Origin of the sequence: Rhodococcus sp. 14-2483-1-2 (assembly GCF_002259405.1) — a bacterium.
Lineage (GTDB): Bacteria > Actinomycetota > Actinomycetes > Mycobacteriales > Mycobacteriaceae > Rhodococcoides.
In genome coordinates this window covers 1-19595 of sequence record NZ_NPFW01000004.1, presented here as the reverse complement: position 1 = coordinate 19595, position 19595 = coordinate 1, and the positions used below count along the sequence as shown (strand labels likewise).

The 19595-nt window shown below is 64.9% G+C and carries 16 protein-coding genes and 1 tRNA gene; 8 read left to right on the top strand and 9 right to left on the bottom strand.

The window, feature by feature from the left end; translation table 11 throughout:
• The first annotated feature begins 64 nt into the window (after positions 1 to 64).
• The 4 genes from egtA to egtD are packed head-to-tail and all read left to right on the top strand — an operon-like array spanning position 65 to position 4338.
• On the top strand, positions 65 to 1321 hold the full coding sequence (gene egtA / locus CH295_RS02655) for an ergothioneine biosynthesis glutamate--cysteine ligase EgtA (RefSeq protein WP_094739722.1): 1257 nt from the start codon (positions 65 to 67) through the stop codon (positions 1319 to 1321).
• Entirely contained in the window at positions 1318 to 2622 is a 1305-nt protein-coding gene (egtB, locus tag CH295_RS02650; protein WP_094739721.1) for an ergothioneine biosynthesis protein EgtB, read from the top strand. The genes egtA and egtB overlap by 4 nt, the downstream gene beginning before the upstream one ends.
• A complete protein-coding gene (gene egtC / locus CH295_RS02645) occupies positions 2623 to 3363 on the top strand; it encodes an ergothioneine biosynthesis protein EgtC (protein WP_094739720.1) in 741 nt (246 codons plus the stop codon). It abuts the gene before it with no gap.
• Positions 3364 to 3372: 9 nt separating this feature from the next.
• A complete protein-coding gene (gene egtD, locus CH295_RS02640) occupies positions 3373 to 4338 on the top strand; it encodes an L-histidine N(alpha)-methyltransferase (protein WP_094739719.1) in 966 nt (321 codons plus the stop codon).
• 115 nt (positions 4339 to 4453) lie between these two features.
• On the opposite strand, the gene CH295_RS02635 is transcribed toward egtD, so the two are convergent.
• The 9 genes from CH295_RS02635 to CH295_RS02595 form a co-directional block, all read right to left on the bottom strand.
• Positions 4454 to 5311 (bottom strand): DUF559 domain-containing protein, encoded by an 858-nt coding sequence (locus CH295_RS02635; RefSeq protein WP_094633145.1) that lies wholly within the window; start codon positions 5309 to 5311, stop codon positions 4454 to 4456.
• Between the two features lie 205 nt (positions 5312 to 5516).
• Positions 5517 to 6899: an ABC transporter permease gene (locus CH295_RS02630; RefSeq protein ID WP_094739718.1), complete on the bottom strand. Its 1383-nt coding sequence runs from the start codon at positions 6897 to 6899 to the stop codon at positions 5517 to 5519.
• On the bottom strand, positions 6896 to 7648 hold the full coding sequence (locus tag CH295_RS02625; protein WP_037192041.1) for an ABC transporter ATP-binding protein: 753 nt from the start codon (positions 7646 to 7648) through the stop codon (positions 6896 to 6898). The genes CH295_RS02630 and CH295_RS02625 overlap by 4 nt, the downstream gene beginning before the upstream one ends.
• An 81-nt stretch (positions 7649 to 7729) precedes the next feature.
• The gene (locus tag CH295_RS02620) at positions 7730 to 8389 is read right to left on the bottom strand and encodes a response regulator (protein ID WP_094739717.1); all 660 of its coding nucleotides are present in this window, start codon (positions 8387 to 8389) and stop codon (positions 7730 to 7732) included.
• A complete protein-coding gene (locus tag CH295_RS02615; RefSeq protein ID WP_094739716.1) occupies positions 8389 to 9585 on the bottom strand; it encodes a sensor histidine kinase in 1197 nt (398 codons plus the stop codon). The genes CH295_RS02620 and CH295_RS02615 overlap by 1 nt, the downstream gene beginning before the upstream one ends.
• Before the next feature lie 18 nt (positions 9586 to 9603).
• Positions 9604 to 10233 carry a hypothetical protein gene (locus CH295_RS02610; protein ID WP_230596310.1) on the bottom strand — a complete coding sequence of 210 codons (630 nt, stop codon included), beginning with the start codon at positions 10231 to 10233 and terminating at the stop codon, positions 9604 to 9606.
• A 147-nt stretch (positions 10234 to 10380) separates the two neighbouring features.
• Positions 10381 to 11364 carry a ribose-phosphate diphosphokinase gene (locus CH295_RS02605; RefSeq protein ID WP_032395699.1) on the bottom strand — a complete coding sequence of 328 codons (984 nt, stop codon included), beginning with the start codon at positions 11362 to 11364 and terminating at the stop codon, positions 10381 to 10383.
• Entirely contained in the window at positions 11361 to 12833 is a 1473-nt protein-coding gene (glmU, locus tag CH295_RS02600) for a bifunctional UDP-N-acetylglucosamine diphosphorylase/glucosamine-1-phosphate N-acetyltransferase GlmU (protein WP_094739715.1), read from the bottom strand. The genes CH295_RS02605 and glmU overlap by 4 nt, the downstream gene beginning before the upstream one ends.
• A 52-nt stretch (positions 12834 to 12885) precedes the next feature.
• Positions 12886 to 12956: transfer RNA gene (locus tag CH295_RS02595), tRNA-Gln, on the bottom strand.
• Positions 12957 to 13211: 255 nt separating this feature from the next.
• Between CH295_RS02595 and CH295_RS02590 the strand changes: the two genes are divergently transcribed.
• The 4 genes from CH295_RS02590 (at position 13212) to CH295_RS02570 (ending at position 19504) form a co-directional block, all read left to right on the top strand.
• On the top strand, positions 13212 to 13850 hold the full coding sequence (locus tag CH295_RS02590; RefSeq protein ID WP_094633149.1) for a TetR/AcrR family transcriptional regulator: 639 nt from the start codon (positions 13212 to 13214) through the stop codon (positions 13848 to 13850).
• A 187-nt stretch (positions 13851 to 14037) separates the two neighbouring features.
• A complete protein-coding gene (locus CH295_RS02585; RefSeq protein ID WP_037192051.1) occupies positions 14038 to 14682 on the top strand; it encodes a ScbR family autoregulator-binding transcription factor in 645 nt (214 codons plus the stop codon).
• Between the two features lie 326 nt (positions 14683 to 15008).
• The gene (gene mfd, locus CH295_RS02575) at positions 15009 to 18587 is read left to right on the top strand and encodes a transcription-repair coupling factor (protein ID WP_252341890.1); all 3579 of its coding nucleotides are present in this window, start codon (positions 15009 to 15011) and stop codon (positions 18585 to 18587) included.
• A 2-nt stretch (positions 18588 to 18589) separates the two neighbouring features.
• Positions 18590 to 19504 (top strand): nucleoside triphosphate pyrophosphohydrolase, encoded by a 915-nt coding sequence (locus tag CH295_RS02570; RefSeq protein ID WP_094739713.1) that lies wholly within the window; start codon positions 18590 to 18592, stop codon positions 19502 to 19504.
• Positions 19505 to 19595: the final 91 nt, after the last annotated feature.

Here is a 19595-nt window from a genome sequence, read left to right as displayed (position 1 = left end):
TCGATCCTCGCAGCTGGGTACGTTCGGTAGCGGAGAACGTGTTGAGTGCGGAAAGAAGGAATGAGTGTCGTCCAACGAGAAGTCTCTCGGGCTGAGCTCGCGCCCGGCAGCAGAGGCATATGTGTCGAAGGTGTGTTTCAAGCTGGGGCCACCGGCTCTCGTCGGTGCCGAACTCGAGTGGCTCACCGCCCTCGACGACGGAACGCGTCCGACCCTCTCGGCTCTGGCCGCTGCGCTCGGTGATCATTCCCCGCGCAGTATCGATCCCGAGTCACCCGCCCTGTCGTTGCCGGGCGGAAGCATTGTCACCGTCGAACCCGGCGGTCAGGTCGAATTGTCCAGTTCGCCTTATACATCCGTTTCTCGACTCGCACCGATGCTCGACGCCGATGCGCGGCTGTTGCGGAACATTCTCGGTGATGCAGGCATCGACATCGCATCTGTTCCGGCAGATACCTCTCGGGCACCCGAACGCCTCCTCGTTCTACCGCGGTACTGCGCGATGGAGAATCGGTTCACCACCATCGGCCCCTTCGGCAAGTTGATGATGTGCAACACCGCTGCGGCTCAGGTGAGTGTCGATGCCGGCCGTGATCGCGCCGAGGTCGCCGCGCGCTGGCACATGCTCCACGTCATCGGTCCCGCCTTCGTGGCTGCGTTCGCGCGCTCTCCCGAACTCGCGGGTGCACCCGCGGGGCGGTGGGCATCCCAGCGGATGCGGACCTGGCTCGAACTCGATTCCAGCAGAACCGATTCGAGCAGGACTGCGGTTCCGAACACCGGAGACCCGATTGCCGACTACGCACGCTGGGCACTCGACGTTCCGCTGCTCTGCATCCAAGGCGTCGACCAGAACTGGGAAGCGCCTGCGGGTACGACGTTCGCACAGTGGTTGGACGATCCGGGCGTTGTGGGGCGCGCCCCCACGCACGGAGATCTCGACTACCACCTGACCACCTTGTTCCCCCAGGTGCGCGCCTGCGGGCACCTCGAGATTCGTTATCTCGACGCGCAGCCGGACGGCCAGTGGGTGGTTCCGGCGGCGGCATTCGAGGCACTGCTGTCCACACCCGAACTGGTCGCCCGCGCCACCGAGATCGGCGGCGGGACGGCCGGACGGTGGCTCGACGCGGCCCGCGTCGGGCTGACAGATGGCGACCTATGCACGGCCGCAACCGAATTGCTCGACCTCGCAGCGGAGTTCGGCGGGGAGTTCACCGAACAGCTGTGGGCAGCATCTCGGCGGTGCCGAGCCGGGCTGCCGCCCGACGAGTTCGACGCCCTGTCGCCGACGAGTCACAGTCGAAAGGAATCGGTGTGAGCGCCGAACAACTCAGGAGCAGGATCGAAACGGTCCTCACTCGCAGCCGAGCCCGTAGTGCATCGCTGACCGATTGTGTCGACGAGACCGAATTGATGGCGCAGCACTCGCCGCTGATGAGTCCGCTGGTCTGGGATCTCGCCCACATCGGTAGTCAGGAAGAACTCTGGCTCGTACGCGATGTCGGTGGTCGAGATCCGGTGCGCCCCGACATCGACGAACTGTACGACGCGTTCAAGCACTCGCGTTCCTCACGCACGTCGCTTCCGCTGCTCACGCCGGACGAGGCGCGCGTCTACGTGCAGACCGTCCGCGACAAGGCCTGGGATGTGCTGGACCGCAGCACGTTCGAGGGTAGGCCGGTCGAGAAGCACGGTTTTGCGTTCGGCATGATCGCCCAGCACGAGCAGCAGCACGACGAGACCATGCTCGCGACCCATCAATTGCGTTCGGGACCTGCGGTTCTGACGGCTCCTGCTCCACCGGCCTCGGTGGTGCCGGTGTCGGGTGAGGCCGTCATCGCCGGCGGCACGTTCTCGATGGGGACCTCGCTCGACCCGTGGGCACTGGACAACGAGCGACCGGCTCATGCCGTGCACGTGCCGACCTTCGCCATCGACCGAGCCCCGATCACCAACGCGCAGTTCGTGGACTTCATTGCCGACGGTGGTTACGAACGCCGTGAACTGTGGACCGAGAAGGGTTGGCTGCATCGCGTCGACGCCGATCTGACCGCGCCGCAGTTCTGGGAGGCCGACTCCGATGGCACGTGGTGGCGTCGCAACTTCGGCGTGCGAAAGCCGGTGCGCCCGCATCAGCCCGTGGTGCACGTCAGCTGGTTCGAGGCCGACGCCTACGCGCGCTGGGCAGGCAAGCGTCTGCCGACGGAGGCGGAGTGGGAGAAAGCCGCGCGTTTCGACGCCGACACTCGAACCATCAACGCGTACCCGTGGGGCGACGCCGAACCCACTGCCGCACATGCCAATCTGAACCAGCGGCATCTGGAACCGGCAGATGTCGGGGCGTATCCCGACGGTGCCTCCTCGGCCGGTGTGCATCACCTGATCGGTGACGTGTGGGAGTGGACCTCCTCGGATTTCGAGCCGTACCCAGGGTTCGAGGCGTTCCCGTACGCGGAGTACTCCGAGGTGTTTCTCCGCGGCGACTACAAGGTGTTGCGCGGCGGCTCGTTCGGCACCGACGAGGTGGCGTGTCGAGGCACGTTCCGCAACTGGGACCATCCGATCCGCCGCCAGATCTTCAGCGGATTCAGGTTGGCCCGCGACGTCGAGCCCAGCTGAATGTGCCGTCATCTCGGGTATCTGGGCGCTGCAACCTCTGTCGGATCGCTGCTGACACAGGGTGATCACTCACTGCGCACCCAATCCTTCGCACCGAACGACATGCGCGGTGGCGGCACCGTCAACGCCGATGGATTCGGTGTCGCGTGGTGGGACGGCGACGCAGGGTTGCACAGCTACCGCAACCCGATGCCGATCTGGACCGACCCGGCAGTGGACGATGTTCTGCCGCAGATCGATTCGACGTCGGTGATCGCGGCGGTGCGATCGGCGACCGTCGGGATGCCGGTCGAGCGCAGCGCCTGCGCCCCGTTCACCGACGGCCACTGGGCCTTCAGCCACAACGGTGTGGTGTTCGGCTGGCCGCAGTCGATGGCCGACCTGTGGTCGGAGGTACCGCCCATCGACGCGCTCGCGTTGCCCGCGCCCACCGATGCCGCCGCCCTGTGGGTCGTGCTGCGGAACCTGCTGCGCACCCACGATCCCGAGTCGGCCCTGCGCGTGCTGGTCCGCAGGGTCCTCGCGACGTCGCCCAAGGCTCGCCTGAATTTTCTGCTGTCGGACGGCGAGAGCATGTACGCCACGGCGGTGCATCATTCGTTGTCGGTTCTGCGGACCGAGGATTCGGTGACGATCGCCTCCGAACCCCTCGACGATCGACCCGACTGGATTTTCGTCGACGACCGACGCATGGTCGTCGCCACCACAGCCGATCTCACCATTTCCAGCCTGGAATCGTAAAGGAGCGCCATGAGCACGGTGGATGTACATCTGGCCGACACAGCATTGCTCGACGAGTTGCGCAAGGACGTGCGGGACGGTCTCACTGCCGATCCGAAGTGGCTCTCGCCCAAGTACTTCTACGACGCTCTGGGCAGCGAGCTCTTCGAGCAGATCACGGTGCTGCCGGAGTACTACCCGACGCGCACCGAGCGCGCCCTCCTCGAAGAGCATGCTCTGGATGTCGCCGAGGCAACCGAATCCACGATGTTGATCGAGCTCGGTTCCGGCTCCTCGGAGAAGACGAAGTTGCTGCTCTCCGCCGGAGTCAAGCACGGATCACTGAAAACGTATGTGCCACAGGATGTATCCATCTCGGCGCTCGAGGGTGCCATCGAGCAGATCGCGCAGGAGTTCCCGGCGCTCGAGGTGCGCGGCATCGTCAGCGATTTCACCGATACTCTGCACAATCTTCCGGGCGGAGATCGCCGGACCATCGCTTTTCTCGGCGGAACGCTCGGCAATCTGATTCCCGAGGAGCGCGAAGAATTCCTGAAGGCCATCGCCGACGCCCTTGATCCGGGCGAGTATCTGTTGCTCGGTGTCGGTCTGGTGATCGATCCGAAGGTTCTCGTTCCGGCGTACGACGACGCCGCTGGAGTGACCGCGAAGTTCAATCGAAACGTGTTGTCGGTGATCAACTCTCGCCTGGGCGGCAACTTCGATCCCGACGCCTTCGAGCATGTTGCGCTGTGGAATGCCGAGCAGGAGTGGATCGAGATGCGACTGCGGGCGACGTCGCCGCAGGAGGTGTATCTCGCCGATCTCGATCTGCACGTGCACTTCGAGGCGGGTGAGGACCTACGCACCGAGATCTCGGCGAAATTCCGGCCCGAGGGCATCACCGCAGAACTCGCTGCAGCAGGATTCGACGTCGACCATCTGTGGTCCGACGCCGAATCCCGCTTCGCGCTCATCCTCGCTCGCAAGAGCTAGGCATCCGCTGACGGGTGCACCGGAGTGGGCACCAGTGCACGCTACGACTGCCGATCGACGGGATACCGTCGATCGGCGTCGGTAGTGTGCAACCCTGCCCGCCGCAGCCGCGTGTTCACGGGAGTCGACGGTCCGTTGCTGCGATCGACTTCCGGCGACGCCGCACCACGGTGATGATTTCGTCCACGACGCGATCGAGGTCGGCAAGCGCCGTGGCCGCCGAGTATCGAAGCACCAACCATCCATCGAGCACCAACTCGTTCTGCCGTCGACGATCGTTGTTGAACGTTGCGGAATCCGTATGGAACTCTCGGCCATCGATTTCGACGATGACTCGTGCTCGATAATCGACCAGGTCGCCGTAGAACTTCCCCACGCGCGCATTGATCTCCATCGTGAAGTTGCGAGCGGTCAACGCCCGCGCTACCACGCGCTCCGGCTCGGATCGTGTTCTCGGGCAGCACGTTCGAAGCTGCTTCCGGACGGCAGCCATCCCGTGCATTCGCTGTGCCGTGTCACACAGTGTGGCGACCCGTCGCCACGGCAGATGATGGTCGATGGCGTTGTCGAAGAACTTCTCGAGATCGGGCGTCGACAGCGAGGTCGCGACGTCGACGAATGTCTGCTCCAGTGACACCACTCGCAGGCCTCGGTGGAGCTGGACCTCGACGAGGCGTCGGCGATGTATTCGAACCCACGGCACCGACCTCGACTGGACGTTCGGGGCCACCGTGACGTCGACCAGACGCGGTTCGTACTCGATCAGTCCCCACAACCAGGCCGCACTTTCGTGGCTCAACACGGCGTCCGGTTTCCACAGAGTCACACCGGTGCACAGTCCGAAGTAGTCCGGTTTCTCCGTCGCGTAGACCTTCGGCAGCAGGCGCACGAGCTCTCCCGACTGCGATCGTCTCGAAATGCCGCTCGTACTGAGCCCTTGCGCCATCAACTGCTGCACCGTGTAGACCCCCATTGGTACACCGTTGCGGCTGGGGGAGCCCGTGCAACAGTGGCAATCTTGCAATTGTGGATAACTCGATGACGTTATCCACAGGCAGGCCCGGCAGAGTGGGCACCGGTGCACGCTACGGACGCCGATCGACTTCGATTCCGTCGATCGGCGTCGGTAGTGTGCAGCCCTGCCCGGCCGTCGTCGCCCAGCATTGGCGACATCGGGTTCAGGCATCCGCCAACGCGACCACCGGCGAAATTTGATTCGCTCGTCGTGCCGGAGTCAGTGAGGCCCCGAGCGCGAGGAGTCCACCGCACAGCACGGTTCCGGCGATCACGGCCCAGGGCAGAGTGGGAGCAGTGAGTCCGCGTGAATCCAGTGATCCGAGCAGCGATTGTGCTGCGGCCCAGCCGTATCCGATGCCGAGAATCAGACCGAAGCCCATCGAGGCGATCACCATCTGACTGCTCTCCGAGACGATCATCGCCCGAATCTGAGTGCGGGTAAATCCGAGTGCACGCAACAGACCGATCTCTCGGGTGCGCTGCAGAATGCTCAGCAGCAGGTTGTTCACCATCCCGACCGCCGCGATGACGGCCGAGAACCCGATCAGCCCGGTCATGATTCCCACTGTCACGGTGAGGACCTGGTCGACGGAGGCTTCGTCGTACTCGTTGACGAGCATCGACCGGTAGCTGTACATCGCGACGGCGAACGTGGTCACCAGCGTCACCCCGATGAGCAGTCCCACCGCGGTGCGGGTGCTGCGATCCGGATAGCGAACTGCGTTGGCCGAGGCCAATCTCGCCGCAGGTCCACGGCCGAACAGTTTCCCGACCAGCCTCAGCGTCGCGGGCAGAATTCGATAGGCACCGACCATGATGCCGGTGAACGATGCGACACCGCCGAGGAACGCGACCAGAACACCGCTCGGGTTCACCATCCCGATCAGAATCCCGAGCCCGAGCAGCGCCACACCGCCTGCGATCAGCACGATCGACAGCGCTGTACGCACCCGCCGCGATCGGGGCGTCTCCACTCCCGTGTCCACGGCACCGCCGGTTGCCTGAACAGGAGTCACGTCCAGTACTTTTCGAGACCCGACGTAGGACGCGAGCGTCGTCGTCAGCACCACGATCACCACCGGAAGGATCACCAGCGGCTGGACGGACGTGTACGCCACATCGGGCAACTGACCCGCCGAGACCGCAACGGCACGCGCGAGATGGCTGGCACCGACACCGAGAACCAAACCGACTGCACCACCGAACAATCCGACGACGAAGCCTTCCTTCGCCAAAGATCGACGCAGGTCACGTGCCCGGGCGCCCAACAGTCGAAGGAGGGCGATGGTCCGGGTGCGGCCCGCGACGATCGTCGCGAACGTGTTCGAGGTGACCACCGCCGCGACATACAGAGCAAGACCGATGAACACCAGCGCCACGCTGTACAGCGCGGTGATGGCTGCGCCGCCTTCCCCGCCGCCGAAGATGTCAACCAGGAACGCCGTCGCCTGAATCAACACCACACCGAAGAACGACGCCAGCGACGTCACCAGAAGACTGGCACCGTGCTCTTTCGACGCCTGAGCCGACGTCAACCCACTCATCGGACGCTCTCCATTCCCAGCATGTAGCTCGAGATCTGTTCTGCACTCGAACGCCCGAGTTCGTTGACGATTCGCCCGTCGGCGAGGAAGACGATGCGATCGGCGTAACTTGCTGCGATGGGGTCGTGCGTGACCATCACGATCGACTGGCCGTACTCGCGTACCGCTGCGGCCAGGAGGCCGAGAACCTCACGGCCGGTGCGGGAATCGAGGTTTCCGGTGGGTTCGTCGGCAAAGATGAGATGCGGCCGCGTGCCGAGCGCGCGGGCGATCGCGACGCGCTGCTGCTGCCCACCCGAGAGCTGATGCGGGCGGTGGCTCACCCTCGCCTGCAAGCCCAGAGTGTCGATGAGCTGCTCGATCCACGCCGCCTCCTCGGCGGTGGGCACGCGGCCGTCGAGCTCGAACGGCAGCAGTATGTTGCCCCGAACATCGAGGGTGGGAACGAGATTGAACGACTGGAAGATGAAGCCGACCTGCGTGCGGCGCAGCGTGGTCAGTGCGTCGTCGTTGGCCGCGGTGATGTCGGCACCGGCCAGCATCAGATGTCCGGAGCTGGCGTTGTCCAGTCCTGCCATCACATGCATCAGGGTCGACTTGCCGGAACCGGACGGTCCCATGATGGCGGTGAACTGGCCACCGTGAATGTCGAGAGACACGTTGTCGAGGGCGCTCACCGGATTGGACGAGTCACCGAAATACTTGCTTACCTGGAATGCCCGGGCGACCGGGGGGAGCGTTGTTGTCATGCCCACAACGCTATGAATCGAACGGTCCCGAGTAATCAGGCTCGAGTAGTCGACCACTACATCTGCAGGATGACTTCGGCGTCAGTCTCCGGTGAGTCCGTGCTCGAAGGCGTAGACCACCAATTGCACTCGATCACGCAATTGAAGCTTGGCGAAGATGCGACTGATGTGTGTTTTCACCGTCGCCTCGCTCAAGAACTCCATCGCGGCGATCTCGGAGTTGCTCAGCCCGCGCGCGGTGAGTCGGAAGAGCTCCTTCTCCCGTGCGGTGAGGGTGGCGAACTCGGCAGGGACCTTCGGCACCACCGGTGTGGGGGTGAAGTGCGCCAGCAGCCCCGTTGTCGCCGACGCGGCGATCACCGAATTGCCCGCATGCACCGTTCGTATCGCCGCGAGCAGAAATTCCGGGTCCGCGTCCTTGAGCACGAATCCACTTGCCCCCGACCGAATCGCTCGCGCCGCACTCTCGTCGAGATCGAACGTCGTGAGCACCAGAATGCGCGGTGGAGTATCGGACGCGGCCACGATCTGCTCGGTGGCGGCGATACCGTCGAGCACCGGCATCCGGACGTCCATGAGCATCACGTCGGGCCGCGCCGACGCGGCGAGCTCGACGGCTTCTTTCCCGTTGCCCGCCTCACCGACGAACTCCAGATCTGGCTGCGAGGAGATGAGCATGCGAATGCCGGCCCTGAACAGCTGCTGATCATCGACCAGAGCCACCTTGATTCGATCGGACATCAGTTGATTCCCTTCGTCGACGAGCCGGCCGCGGGAAGCCAGGCAGTCACGGTCCACGACGAGCCGTCGCCGGACGCGGTGCACATGCCACCGGCGAGGCTGGCGCGTTCCTTCATGCCGGCGATTCCGTGGCCGCCCGATTCCGACGCCGACCGCACCGAGGACACACTGTTGCGCACCGCCAGTTCTGTGCCGGCGGAGTCGGATTCGATGGTGACCGTCACCGGCTTGTCGGGGTCGCCGTGACGTAGGGCATTGGTCAGCGATTCCTGCGCGATCCGGTAGAGCGCCAGGTGCGCACCGGCTCCCAACGACACCGATGTGGTGTCGATCGAGGAGTCGATGGTCAGTCCGGTCGCACGCACTTGGTCGAACAGGCGCTCGAGATCGTCGGGTGTCGGGTTCGGTAGATCGCCTTGACTGTGCCGAAGCTGTCCGAGCAACACTCGAACGTCGGACAGTGCCTCGCGCGCGGTGTCGGAGATGGTCGTCAGTGCAGTGTCGACGGCAGCGGGATCGACGGCGCGCACATACCGCGCACCGTCGGCCTGCGCGATCACGACGGCGAGCGAATGCGCCACGATGTCGTGCATGTCGCGGGCAATTCTGTTGCGCTCCTGCTCGATTGCCACTTCGTGTTCGGCGCGGGCCTGATGTACCTCGGCAAGCTCGCGCGCGTGTGCGGATTCGATGGCGGTACGCCTGGCGTAGGCGAGCCGGCCGAGAGCCCAGGACAACCCGAGCATGGCCCACAGGCCTGCGAGAAGAAGCGCGAACTGCGCGATTCGAGGTTCCTGGTAGCCCTCTTCCGTCGCCGGGCCGAACGGATTGCCGTCCACGTACGCCAGATACAGCGCCGCGATCACTCCGCCGCCGACGGCCGACGCGAGCCCGAAGCGTCGCACGACGCTGTCGCCGTACGCGGCCGAGCAGTAAAGAATCGCGAAGATCGCGGTGTCTGCCGCGAGGGGGAGTACCCCGCCGACCATCTGTACGACGGCCACTACCCAGGCGAGAGCCAACGACAGCCGTGGTGACCGGCGACGAACTGCCAGCGCGACGCCGAATCCAGCCAGGACGCCCACGCCAGGAGAACCGTAGGAACCGCTCAGAGTGGACGGCAGCAGGAGCAGAACGAAGACGACGGCGTAGGTGACATCGAGCACCTGCCGTGAGATCGAACGCTTGCGTAGCACTCGATCAGACTACGTGGATCAGTTGGTGCGGCGACGAGCCTTCTCGAGCGCGGCCAGAGTCGACAGCACGGTTGTCCGCTGCCGTTCGAGATCCTTCATGCGCGCACGGGCAGGCAGGCCTTGCACGCCGTCGAGAGCGCTGATCTGCTCATCGACGGAGGTGAGCTGGCCGAGCAGCTTCTGCACACGGGACTGCAGTTCGATCGCATCGATCCCGGTCACGCCGGCCTGCGACTTCTTCGTCGGTGCCTTCGCCGGTGCTCCGGACGTCGGCGAGGCCGGTGCGTTGCCCGCAGCAGCGGCCCTGGGACGCAACGCTTTGCGGACGGCGGCCGGATCGGGCAGCTTCTCGAGCCGAATACGGTTGAGCACCTCACGCGCATCCCGAGCGGTGACGCGGTACTCGCGCTCCTCCTCGTCCTCGGACGCCAGCGTGCCGCCCAAGGGCCGCAGGCCGTACATCCCGATGAAGTGCTTGGCCTCGTCGATGACGGCTTCCTTCTCGCGGCACAGGCCGCAGCGCGGCTCGTTTCGGAATTCCTCGACGCTGTCGGTACTGCCGCACCAGACGCACCCGCCCGGCGTCCATCGGGCAATTCTGACCGTAGTAGTTCCAGCCGGGCCGTGGGGAGAGTCTGCGTCGATCACGACGAGTCATCTTAGGTGACAACAAAACCCGCCCCGCACACCCCCGTCTCGCGAGCTGCATGTTCCGGTCACGGACGTGACGTAGTTCATGCGGCGCGGACGGAAGGTGGGCGGGGCGGGTTCCGGTCGAGCGAAACAGACCTATTGTTATGCGCTGCCGTTGAAAAGGCTGGTGACGGAACCGTTTTCGAAGACCTCGCGGATGGTGCGGGCCAGCAGCGGTGCGATCGAGAGCTCGGTCAGCGTTGCGAAGCGCTTCTCGTCGCTGATCGGCAGGGTGTTGGTGACGACGACTTCCTTGGCACCGCAGTTCGCGAGACGCTCGGCGGCCGGGTTGGACAGAACGCCGTGGGTGGCGGCGATGACGACGTCACCGGCTCCGGCCTCCTTGAGCACCTTCACAGCTCCGGCGATGGTGCCGCCGGTGTCGATCATGTCGTCGATGAGAATGCAGGTGCGGCCTTCGACGTCACCGACGACGCGATTGGACTTGACCTGGTTGGGCACCAACGGGTCACGCGTCTTGTGGATGAACGCCAGCGGTGCGCCGTCGAACGAGTCGGCCCACTTCTCGGCGACGCGCACGCGGCCGGAGTCGGGGGAGACCACGGTGATGTGCTCGAGGCTGTAGGTCGCCCGGATGTGATCGGCGAGCTGGCTGTGTGCGTGCATGTGATCGACGGGGCCGTCGAAGAAGCCCTGGATCTGATCGGTGTGCAGGTCGACGGTGATGATGCGGTCAGCACCGGCGGTCTTGAGCAGATCCGCGACCAGGCGAGCGGAGATGGGCTCGCGTCCCCGGTGCTTCTTGTCCTGACGGGCGTAGGGGTAGAACGGCAGGATCGCGGTGATGCGCTTGGCCGATCCGCGCTTGAGCGCGTCGATCATGATGAGCTGTTCCATCAGCCACGTGTTGAGCGGGAACGGATGCGACTGAAGCACGAAGGCGTCCGATCCGCGGACCGACTCCTCGAAGCGAACGAAGATCTCGCCGTTGGCGAAGTCACGCGCGGTCTGCGGGGTGACGTCGATCCCGAGTTCCTTGGCGACCTGCTCGGCCAACTCCGGATGTGCTCGACCAGAAAACAACATCAGGTTCTTCTGGTTGTCGATCCAATTAGGGGTGGTCACTGCTGTTCGCCGTCCTTTTGTTCTTGCCGATCACGATCTGCGAGCGCCGCTGCTTTCGCAGCTTCGGTTCCGGGCCTGTTGTCCAGGACCCAGCCTTCGATATTGCGTTGCTTGCCACCGGAGACGGCCAGTGCGCCGGGAGGAACATCGTCCCGAACCACTGTTCCTGCACCGGTGTAAGCGCCGTCGCCCACATGTACGGGAGCGACGAACGTCGAGTCGGAACCGGTCCGTACGTGGGATCCGATTTCCGTGCGGCTCTTGTTGACGCCGTCGTAGTTGGCGAAGACGTTGGAGCAACCGATGTTGCTGTGGTCGCCGATCGTGGCATCGCCGACATAGGTGAGGTGCGGGACCTTGGTGTGGCGCCCGATCGTCGCGTTCTTGGTCTCGACGTAGGCACCGAGTTTGCCGCCTTCGCCCAGCACCGTGCCTGGACGCAGGTAGGTGAACGGTCCGACGGTGGCGTCCGGTCCGATCACGGCCTGCTCGGCGTGGGTCCGTACGACCGACGCGCGCTCGCCGATCTCGACGTCACGCAGCGTCGAGTCCGGTCCGACGATCGCGTCGTCGGCGATGTGGGTCTTGCCGTGGAGTTGGACGCCGGGTTCGAGGCGGACGTCCGCGCCGAGGGTGACGTCGATGTCGATCCAGGTGGTCGACGGATCCACGACGGTGACTCCGGCGCGCATGTGTCGTTCGACGATGTGACGGTTCAACACGGAGGTGACGTGCGCCAGCTGGACGCGGTCGTTGACGCCCACCACCAGATCGGGATCGGCGAGCTGGGTGCCGTAGACCGCTTTGCCGTCGGCCTTGCTGATCTTGACGACATCGGTCAGATACAGCTCGTGCTGAGCGTTGGCGGTGCTGAGCTTGCCGAGGGCGGTGCGCAACGCCACGGCATCGAAGGCGTACACGCCGGAGTTGACCTCACCGATCAGCACCTGAGCGGGGGTGGCGTCGGCGTGCTCGACGATCTCGGCCACCTCGCCGTCGTCGGTGCGGACGATACGGCCGTAGCCGTTGGCATCGTCGGGAAGAAAGGTCAGAACCGTGGCCGCCGCAGGCCGGGGGGCGCTCAGATGCTCGTCGAGCAGAGCCTTGAGCGTGTGGCCGTCGAGCAGGGGAACGTCGGCTGCGGTGACGAGGATCGTGCCCTCGAAATCGTCGGGCAGGGCAGCAAGACCGCACTGGACTGCGTGTCCGGTGCCGAGCTGGCGATCCTGGACGGCGGTGTGAATCGTGCGACCGAACGTGGCTGCGAGGTCCTGGACGGCCTCGGTCACTCGTTCGCGATCGTGTCCGACGACGGTCACGAGATGGTCGGGACCCAGGTCGGCGGCCGCGTGGAGGGCGTGCGCGAGCATGGTGCGTCCGGCGAGGGGATGCAGAACTTTCGGAGTCTTCGACCGCATTCGGGTACCTGCACCCGCAGCGAGAACGACCACGGCGGTCTGCACAGGCATTGAGCTCCTCAGGCGGTGACGCAAAGACGGTATGCACGAATGATGTTGCTCGCTCCGCCGCCAGGACTCGAACCTGAACTATCTGAACCAAAATCAGAGGTGCTGCCATTACACCACGGCGGATAAACGGCCAGCGGTTTCACCAGTGGCCGACGAATCGAACGACTCATTCGTTTGCCGCTGCGCTCCCACTGAGCGCAACGATCCTCGCACGCGAGGTGGTGGTGAGTCGAACCGCGATGCAGATACCGCCCTCCAGGTCGTTCCTGCAGGCTCCACTCCCGCAGGGACAAACGGATGGATCGGACATCGCTAGTGTGGGGGAGGCGTCGATTCCGGCGTCGGGAAATGCAGGGTAGGTAACGGGAGCGGTTTTCCATGACAGGCGCAGCCTCCGAGCAGGAACGCGCACCTCGGGTCCGAATGACCGGGACGCAACGGCGTGAGCAGTTGATCGAGGTGGGCCGCACTCTGTTCGCCGAACGCGGATACGAGGCCTCGTCGGTCGAGGAGATCGCCGGCCGCGCGAATGTGTCCAAGCCGGTCGTCTACGAGCACTTCGGCGGTAAGGAAGGTCTCTACGCCGTCATCGTCGACCGTGAGATGTCGACTCTGCTCGGCATGATCACCAAATCACTCGACCTCAACCGCTCACGGATTCGCGTCGAACGCGTCGCACTTGCACTGCTGACCTACATCGAGGACCGAACCGACGGATTCCGCATTCTCGTGCGCGATTCCCCTGCGGCTGCCGAGGACGGCAAGTACTCGTCGTTGCTCAACGAGGCCATCGGTCGCGTCGGGCACATGCTGGCCGGAGACTTCTCGCGCCGGGGACTCGATCCCGAGTTCGCCCCGATGTACGCCCAGGCGCTGGTCGGAATGGTGTCGATGACGGCGCAATGGTGGCTCGACGTGCGAACACCGTCGAAAGAAGTGGTTGCCGCGCACGTCGTCAACCTGTGCTGGAACGGACTGACGAATCTGGAGGCCGACCCTCGATTGACCGAGGAATGAGACTCGGTTTCGACTCTCGCCTGGGAAAGGAGGGGTATCGTCCCCTTTGTCGGCCATGAGAGCTACGTCACCCACGGTGGGGTTATCAATCGGACCGATGCATGTTGGCACCAGACGTAAAGCCACTCAGTGGTACCGTTCGGGCGTAATTTGCGCAGTGGCAGTTCTTATTGCGAAGGCGGATCCCATGGTCAGGCAGGCCCGCGCCGAGATCACTCGCGACACCGTGCTTGCTGGCGCAGCGAATGTGTTTCTGCGCCTCGGGTACGCGAACGCGAGCCTCAGCGAAATCATTTCCCAGTCCCAGGTCACCAAGGGCGCTCTGTACTTCCATTTCGGTTCCAAGGAAGAACTCGCACGTGCGGTCATCGACGAGGGCAACACTCGGCTGACCACTGCATGCCAGCAGTTCAACGACGGACGCATCCCCGCACTCGAAGCGGCGATCGGCATCTCCTACATCGTCGTCGACCTCTCGGTCAGCGACCCCATGGTCTCGGCCATGCTCCGGCTGAGCCATCAGATCGGTGACTACCGCGGCACCGAGGGCAATGTCATGGCCGGGTGGAGCGAGTCGTTCGACAGGCTCGCCGCCAAGGCCATCGCGCAGGGCGACATCGATCCCAACTCGGATTCGCGCACCATCGGATCGCTCGTGCTCGAGATCCTCACCGGCGTGCACATGGTCGCTGTTGCCACCTCCACCACCGAGGAACTGCCCTCGCGCATGGAGCGCCTCTGGTACTACCTGCTGCCGGCGTTGGTTCCCGCCAACAAGCTCGACTACTTCCGCGAGTTCGCGGCGCGTCGAGTCATCCGCTTCGGACCGTAACTACCGGTACCGCATCACGAAGTCTGCGATGTCGTCGCGCAGTCGGTCCGGATACTCGCCGTTGACGGCATGTGAGGCGTCGGGACAGAGCCGGGGCCTTGCCGTCGACGAGCCCGCCGTCTCCCGCCCGCCGGGCTGTCGGTGTGCTCCCATAGACTCGCCGAGGACTGTGCGTAAGCAGCCGTCGTCTCGACACGCTTGTAGGAGCATTGCTGTTGTCTTCCGATTCCCTGCCCGCCGTTTCTCCATCCGGGCCGGCCCCGATCGTTCCCGACGCGGCGCTGCAACTCTCGGGTCTGGCCAGCGTCGCGCTGACGGATTCGTCCATGGTGGCCGTCGCCGATGCGATCGGAACCGCCGAGCACACGCTCATCGGGCCGCACTCGGTTCGCCCGTTCGTCGCCGCCGCGATCGCCCAGCACACTCAGCTGTTGATCGTCACCGCCACCGGGCGTGAAGCGGACGATCTCACCGACGAACTCCGCCAGATCCTCGGCGGCGGAGTGGTGATGTTCCCGTCGTGGGAGACGCTTCCGCACGAGCGACTCTCACCGAGCGCAGACACCGTCGGCAAGCGACTGGACGTACTCCGCCGGCTGGCTCGTCCCGGCGACAGGGATTACGGCGATCCTCTGCGCGTCATCGTCACCACCGTCCGCTCGCTGGTGCAGCCGATGGCACCCGGTCTCGGCGAGATCGAACCCGTGACCCTCAAGGTCGGTCTGGACATCGACTTCGACGGCCTGATCCACCGACTCGTCGAGTTCGGCTACCTGCGCGTGGACATGGTCGGCAAGCGCGGTGAGTTCGCCGTCCGCGGCGGCATCCTCGACCTCTTCTCGCCGACGGCGGATCACCCGGTGCGTGTGGAATTCTGGGGCGACGAGATCACCGAGCTCCGCGCGTTCGCGGTCTCCGATCAGCGTTCGCTGCCCGATCACGAGGTCGATCTCGTCATCGCGCCGCCGTGCCGCGAACTGCTTCTCACGCAGGAAGTTCGCGACCGCGCCGCTGTTCTCGCAGCCGACAACGCCGGCGACACCGCGTTGGTCGAGATGCTCGACAAGCTGTCCGCCGGTGTCCCGGTGGAGGGCATGGAGGCGTTGCTGCCGCTGCTGCAGCCCGGCGAATTGCAGTTGCTCGCCGATACTCTCCCCGCGGGAACGCACGTATTGCTCTGCGACCCCGAGCGGATCCGCACGCGCGCAACAGATCTGGTGCGCACGGGCCAGGAGTTCCTCGAAGCATCCTGGACGGCAGCATCGATCGGCGGAGCTGCGCCCCTCGATACCTCCACCCTCGACACCTCCAGTCTCGAAGGTGCGTCACTGGATCTCGGTGCCTCGGCCTACCGTTCGCTTCGACAGGTTCGCGAGTCCGCGCAGGTTCACGGCCGTCCGTGGTGGACCATCAGCCCGCTCGCCTCCGGCAACGGCGAAGAAGTCGAACTCGCTGTCGATTCGGTCCCGGAGGTCCGTGGGTCCGAGGAAGCACTGACGGCGCTGTTCGCCACCCTGCGAGCCCATATCGCCACCGGTGGTCGTGCGGTTATCTCCGTCGCGGGCGCAGGTACCGCCACCCGCATCATCGAGCGTCTCGCCGAGGCCGAAGTGCCTGCGGCACATCTCGACTCCGGTGCGGTCCCGGTCGCCGACGTCGTGAACGTCCTGTGCGGATCGTTGCACGACGGTCTTGTGTTTCCCGACGCGAAACTCGTGGTCGTCACCGAGAGCGACCTGACCGGCAACCGTGTGGCCGCAGCGGGCGAGGGACGCAAGCTCCCGGCGAAGCGTCGCAACCAGGTCGATCCGCTCGCGCTCGTCGCCGGCGACAGTGTCGTCCACGATCAGCACGGCATCGGTCGATTCGTCGAGATGGTCGAGCGCACCATCGGCGGTGCCCGACGCGAATATCTCGTCGTCGAGTACGCACCCAGCAAGCGGGGCCATCCCGGAGACCGACTCTTCGTCCCGATGGACTCGCTCGATCAGCTCTCGCGTTACGTCGGTGGTGAGCTGCCGTCTCTGAGCAAGCTCGGCGGATCCGACTGGGCCAACACCAAACGCAAGGCGCGCAAGGCAGTTCGCGAGATCGCCGGCGAGCTGGTGCAGCTGTACGCCGCTCGTCAGGCAGCTCCCGGGCACGCCTTCGGACCCGACACCCCGTGGCAGCTCGAGATGGAAGATGCGTTCGGCTTCACCGAGACGGTCGACCAGATGACGGCCATCACCGACGTCAAGGCCGACATGGAGAAAGCGGTTCCGATGGACCGCGTCATTCTCGGTGACGTCGGTTACGGCAAGACCGAGATCGCGGTTCGCGCCGCGTTCAAGGCGGTGCAGGACGGCAAGCAGGTCGCCGTGCTGGTGCCGACAACGCTTCTGGCGCAACAGCATCTGCAGACCTTCACCGCGCGGATGGCGTCGTTCCCGGTGACCGTCAAGGGGCTCTCCCGCTTCACCCATGGCTCCGAATCCAAGGAGGTCATGGCCGGGCTGGCCGACGGCACGGTCGACATCGTCGTCGGTACGCACCGGTTGCTGCAGACCGGTGTCGCCTGGAAGGACCTCGGGTTGGTCATCGTCGACGAGGAGCAGCGCTTCGGCGTCGAGCACAAGGAGCACATCAAGTCGCTCCGCACCCACGTCGATGTCCTGACGATGTCTGCGACTCCGATTCCGCGAACGCTCGAGATGAGCCTCGCCGGAATCCGTGAGATGTCGACCATCCTCACCCCGCCCGAGGAGCGGCACCCGGTGCTCACCTACGTGGGTGCGTACAACGACAAGCAGGTCGCCGCGGCCGTCCGGCGTGAGCTACTGCGCGACGGCCAGGTGTTCTTCGTGCACAACCGAGTCAGCTCGATCGACAAGGCTGCCAAGAAGATTCGCGATCTGGTGCCCGAGGCCAGGGTGGCGACGGCGCACGGGCAGATGAACGAGGAGACACTCGAGCGCACCGTGCAGGGATTCTGGCAGCGCGAGACCGACGTGCTGGTGTGCACCACCATCATCGAGACCGGCCTCGACATCTCCAACGCCAACACGCTGATCGTCGAGCGGTCCGATTCGCTCGGCCTGTCGCAGCTACACCAGCTCCGTGGTCGCGTCGGCCGTAGCCGTGAACGTGGCTACGCATACTTCCTGTACCCGCCGGAGAAGCCGCTCACCGAGACCGCCTACGACCGGCTGGCGACCATCTCGCAGAACTCCGACCTCGGTGCCGGTATGGCCGTGGCGATGAAGGACCTCGAAATCCGTGGTGCCGGAAACGTTCTGGGTGCAGAGCAGTCCGGCCACGTCGCAGGCGTCGGATTCGACCTGTACGTGCGGCTCGTCGGTGAAGCGGTCGAGGCGTACCGCGCGGCCGCCGACGGAAAGCCCATCACCACCGACGAGGCTCCCAAGGAAGTGCGCATCGACCTCCCCGTCGACGCCAACATCCCACCCGACTACGTCACCAGCGATCGGTTGCGCCTCGAGGGCTATCGAAAGCTCGCTGCCGCAGCCGATTCCGAGGGCATCGACGCGGTCATCGAAGAACTCGTCGACCGGTACGGTCCGCTGCCCGAGGAGGTCGGTCGACTGGTCTCCATCGCCAAGCTGCGTCTGATCGCCAAGGAATACGGCCTGACGGACGTCAATGTTGCCGGAACACAGGTGAAGCTGGCTCCGATGGACCTACCCGATTCCAAACAGATCCGCCTCAAGCGGCTCTACCCGAGCGCTGCGTACCGGGCCACCACCGGAGTGGTGCAGTTGCCGCTGCCGCGTGTCGAAGGCGGCGGCGTGGGGGCGGCGCGCGTGCGCGACGTCGAATTGGTGCAGTTCATCGCCGATCTCATCCTATCCTTGGACGGGAAGCCATCTCGGTCGGTGTTGTTGGAGCAAACAGTGGGGGTGTAGCGGTGACGGTAGTTCTGCTCGACCCTGTTCGACCCACACAAGTGCCGGTGGATGCTGTCGAATTTCTCGGCGGTGCAGTGCAATTCACCGAAGAAGTGCCGGTGCGAGTGCGGTGGCTGTTCTCGGGAACCGCTGCGCCCGACGCCGTCGACGCAGTGCTGGTGAGCACCGATCCCGCCAACCCCGACGTCCAGGAACGGATCGCCCACGGAGAGCGGGTCATCGCCGCCGAGAAGCTTCCCGGTGACGACCTCATCGCGGCAGTCCGGCTGATGGATCGGCTGCGCACCCTCGGCGGATGGGAAGCGCAGCAGACCCACGAGTCGTTGCGCGGTTACCTCCTCGAAGAGACGTACGAGCTGCTCGACGCCATCGCCGCGGGCAACCTGGTGGATCTGCGCGAAGAACTCGGAGACCTGTTGCTGCAGGTGCTCTTCCATTCCAGAATCGCTGAGGACGCAGCCGAGAACGCGTTCGATGTCGACGACGTCGCCGCAGGACTCGTCGCCAAGCTCACCCACCGCAGCCCGCACCTCGGTCGAACGGGCAACGGCCCCATCGACATCGCCGAACAAGAGCGAGCCTGGGAAGAGAAGAAGGCAGCGGAGAAGGCACGCGGATCCTGTGTCGACGGAATCGCCCTGTCTCAGCCGTCACTCGCCCTGGCGCAGAAAGTGATCGGACGAGCCACCAAGGCCGGCCTGCCCGACGAGCTGATTCCCGACGGCCTACGCGTCGTACACATCGGGGTCGATCACTCGCACGGTGGAGACAGTGCCGAGGACCTGCTGAGGCGTCGGGTACTGGATTTCGCGTCCCTGATCCGCAACGCCGAGGCGTCGGCACGCAACGCCGGCATCGCGCCGGGGGAGATGTCCGCACTCGACTGGATCGAGCACTGGGGTCTGCGGGGCTGACGCTTCCCATCCAACCCTCGTACCTCGATCCGGACCTGCTACCTGCGCCAGAACAAATGATGCGTGACGCCGCTGCTGCTGGGGATTTGGC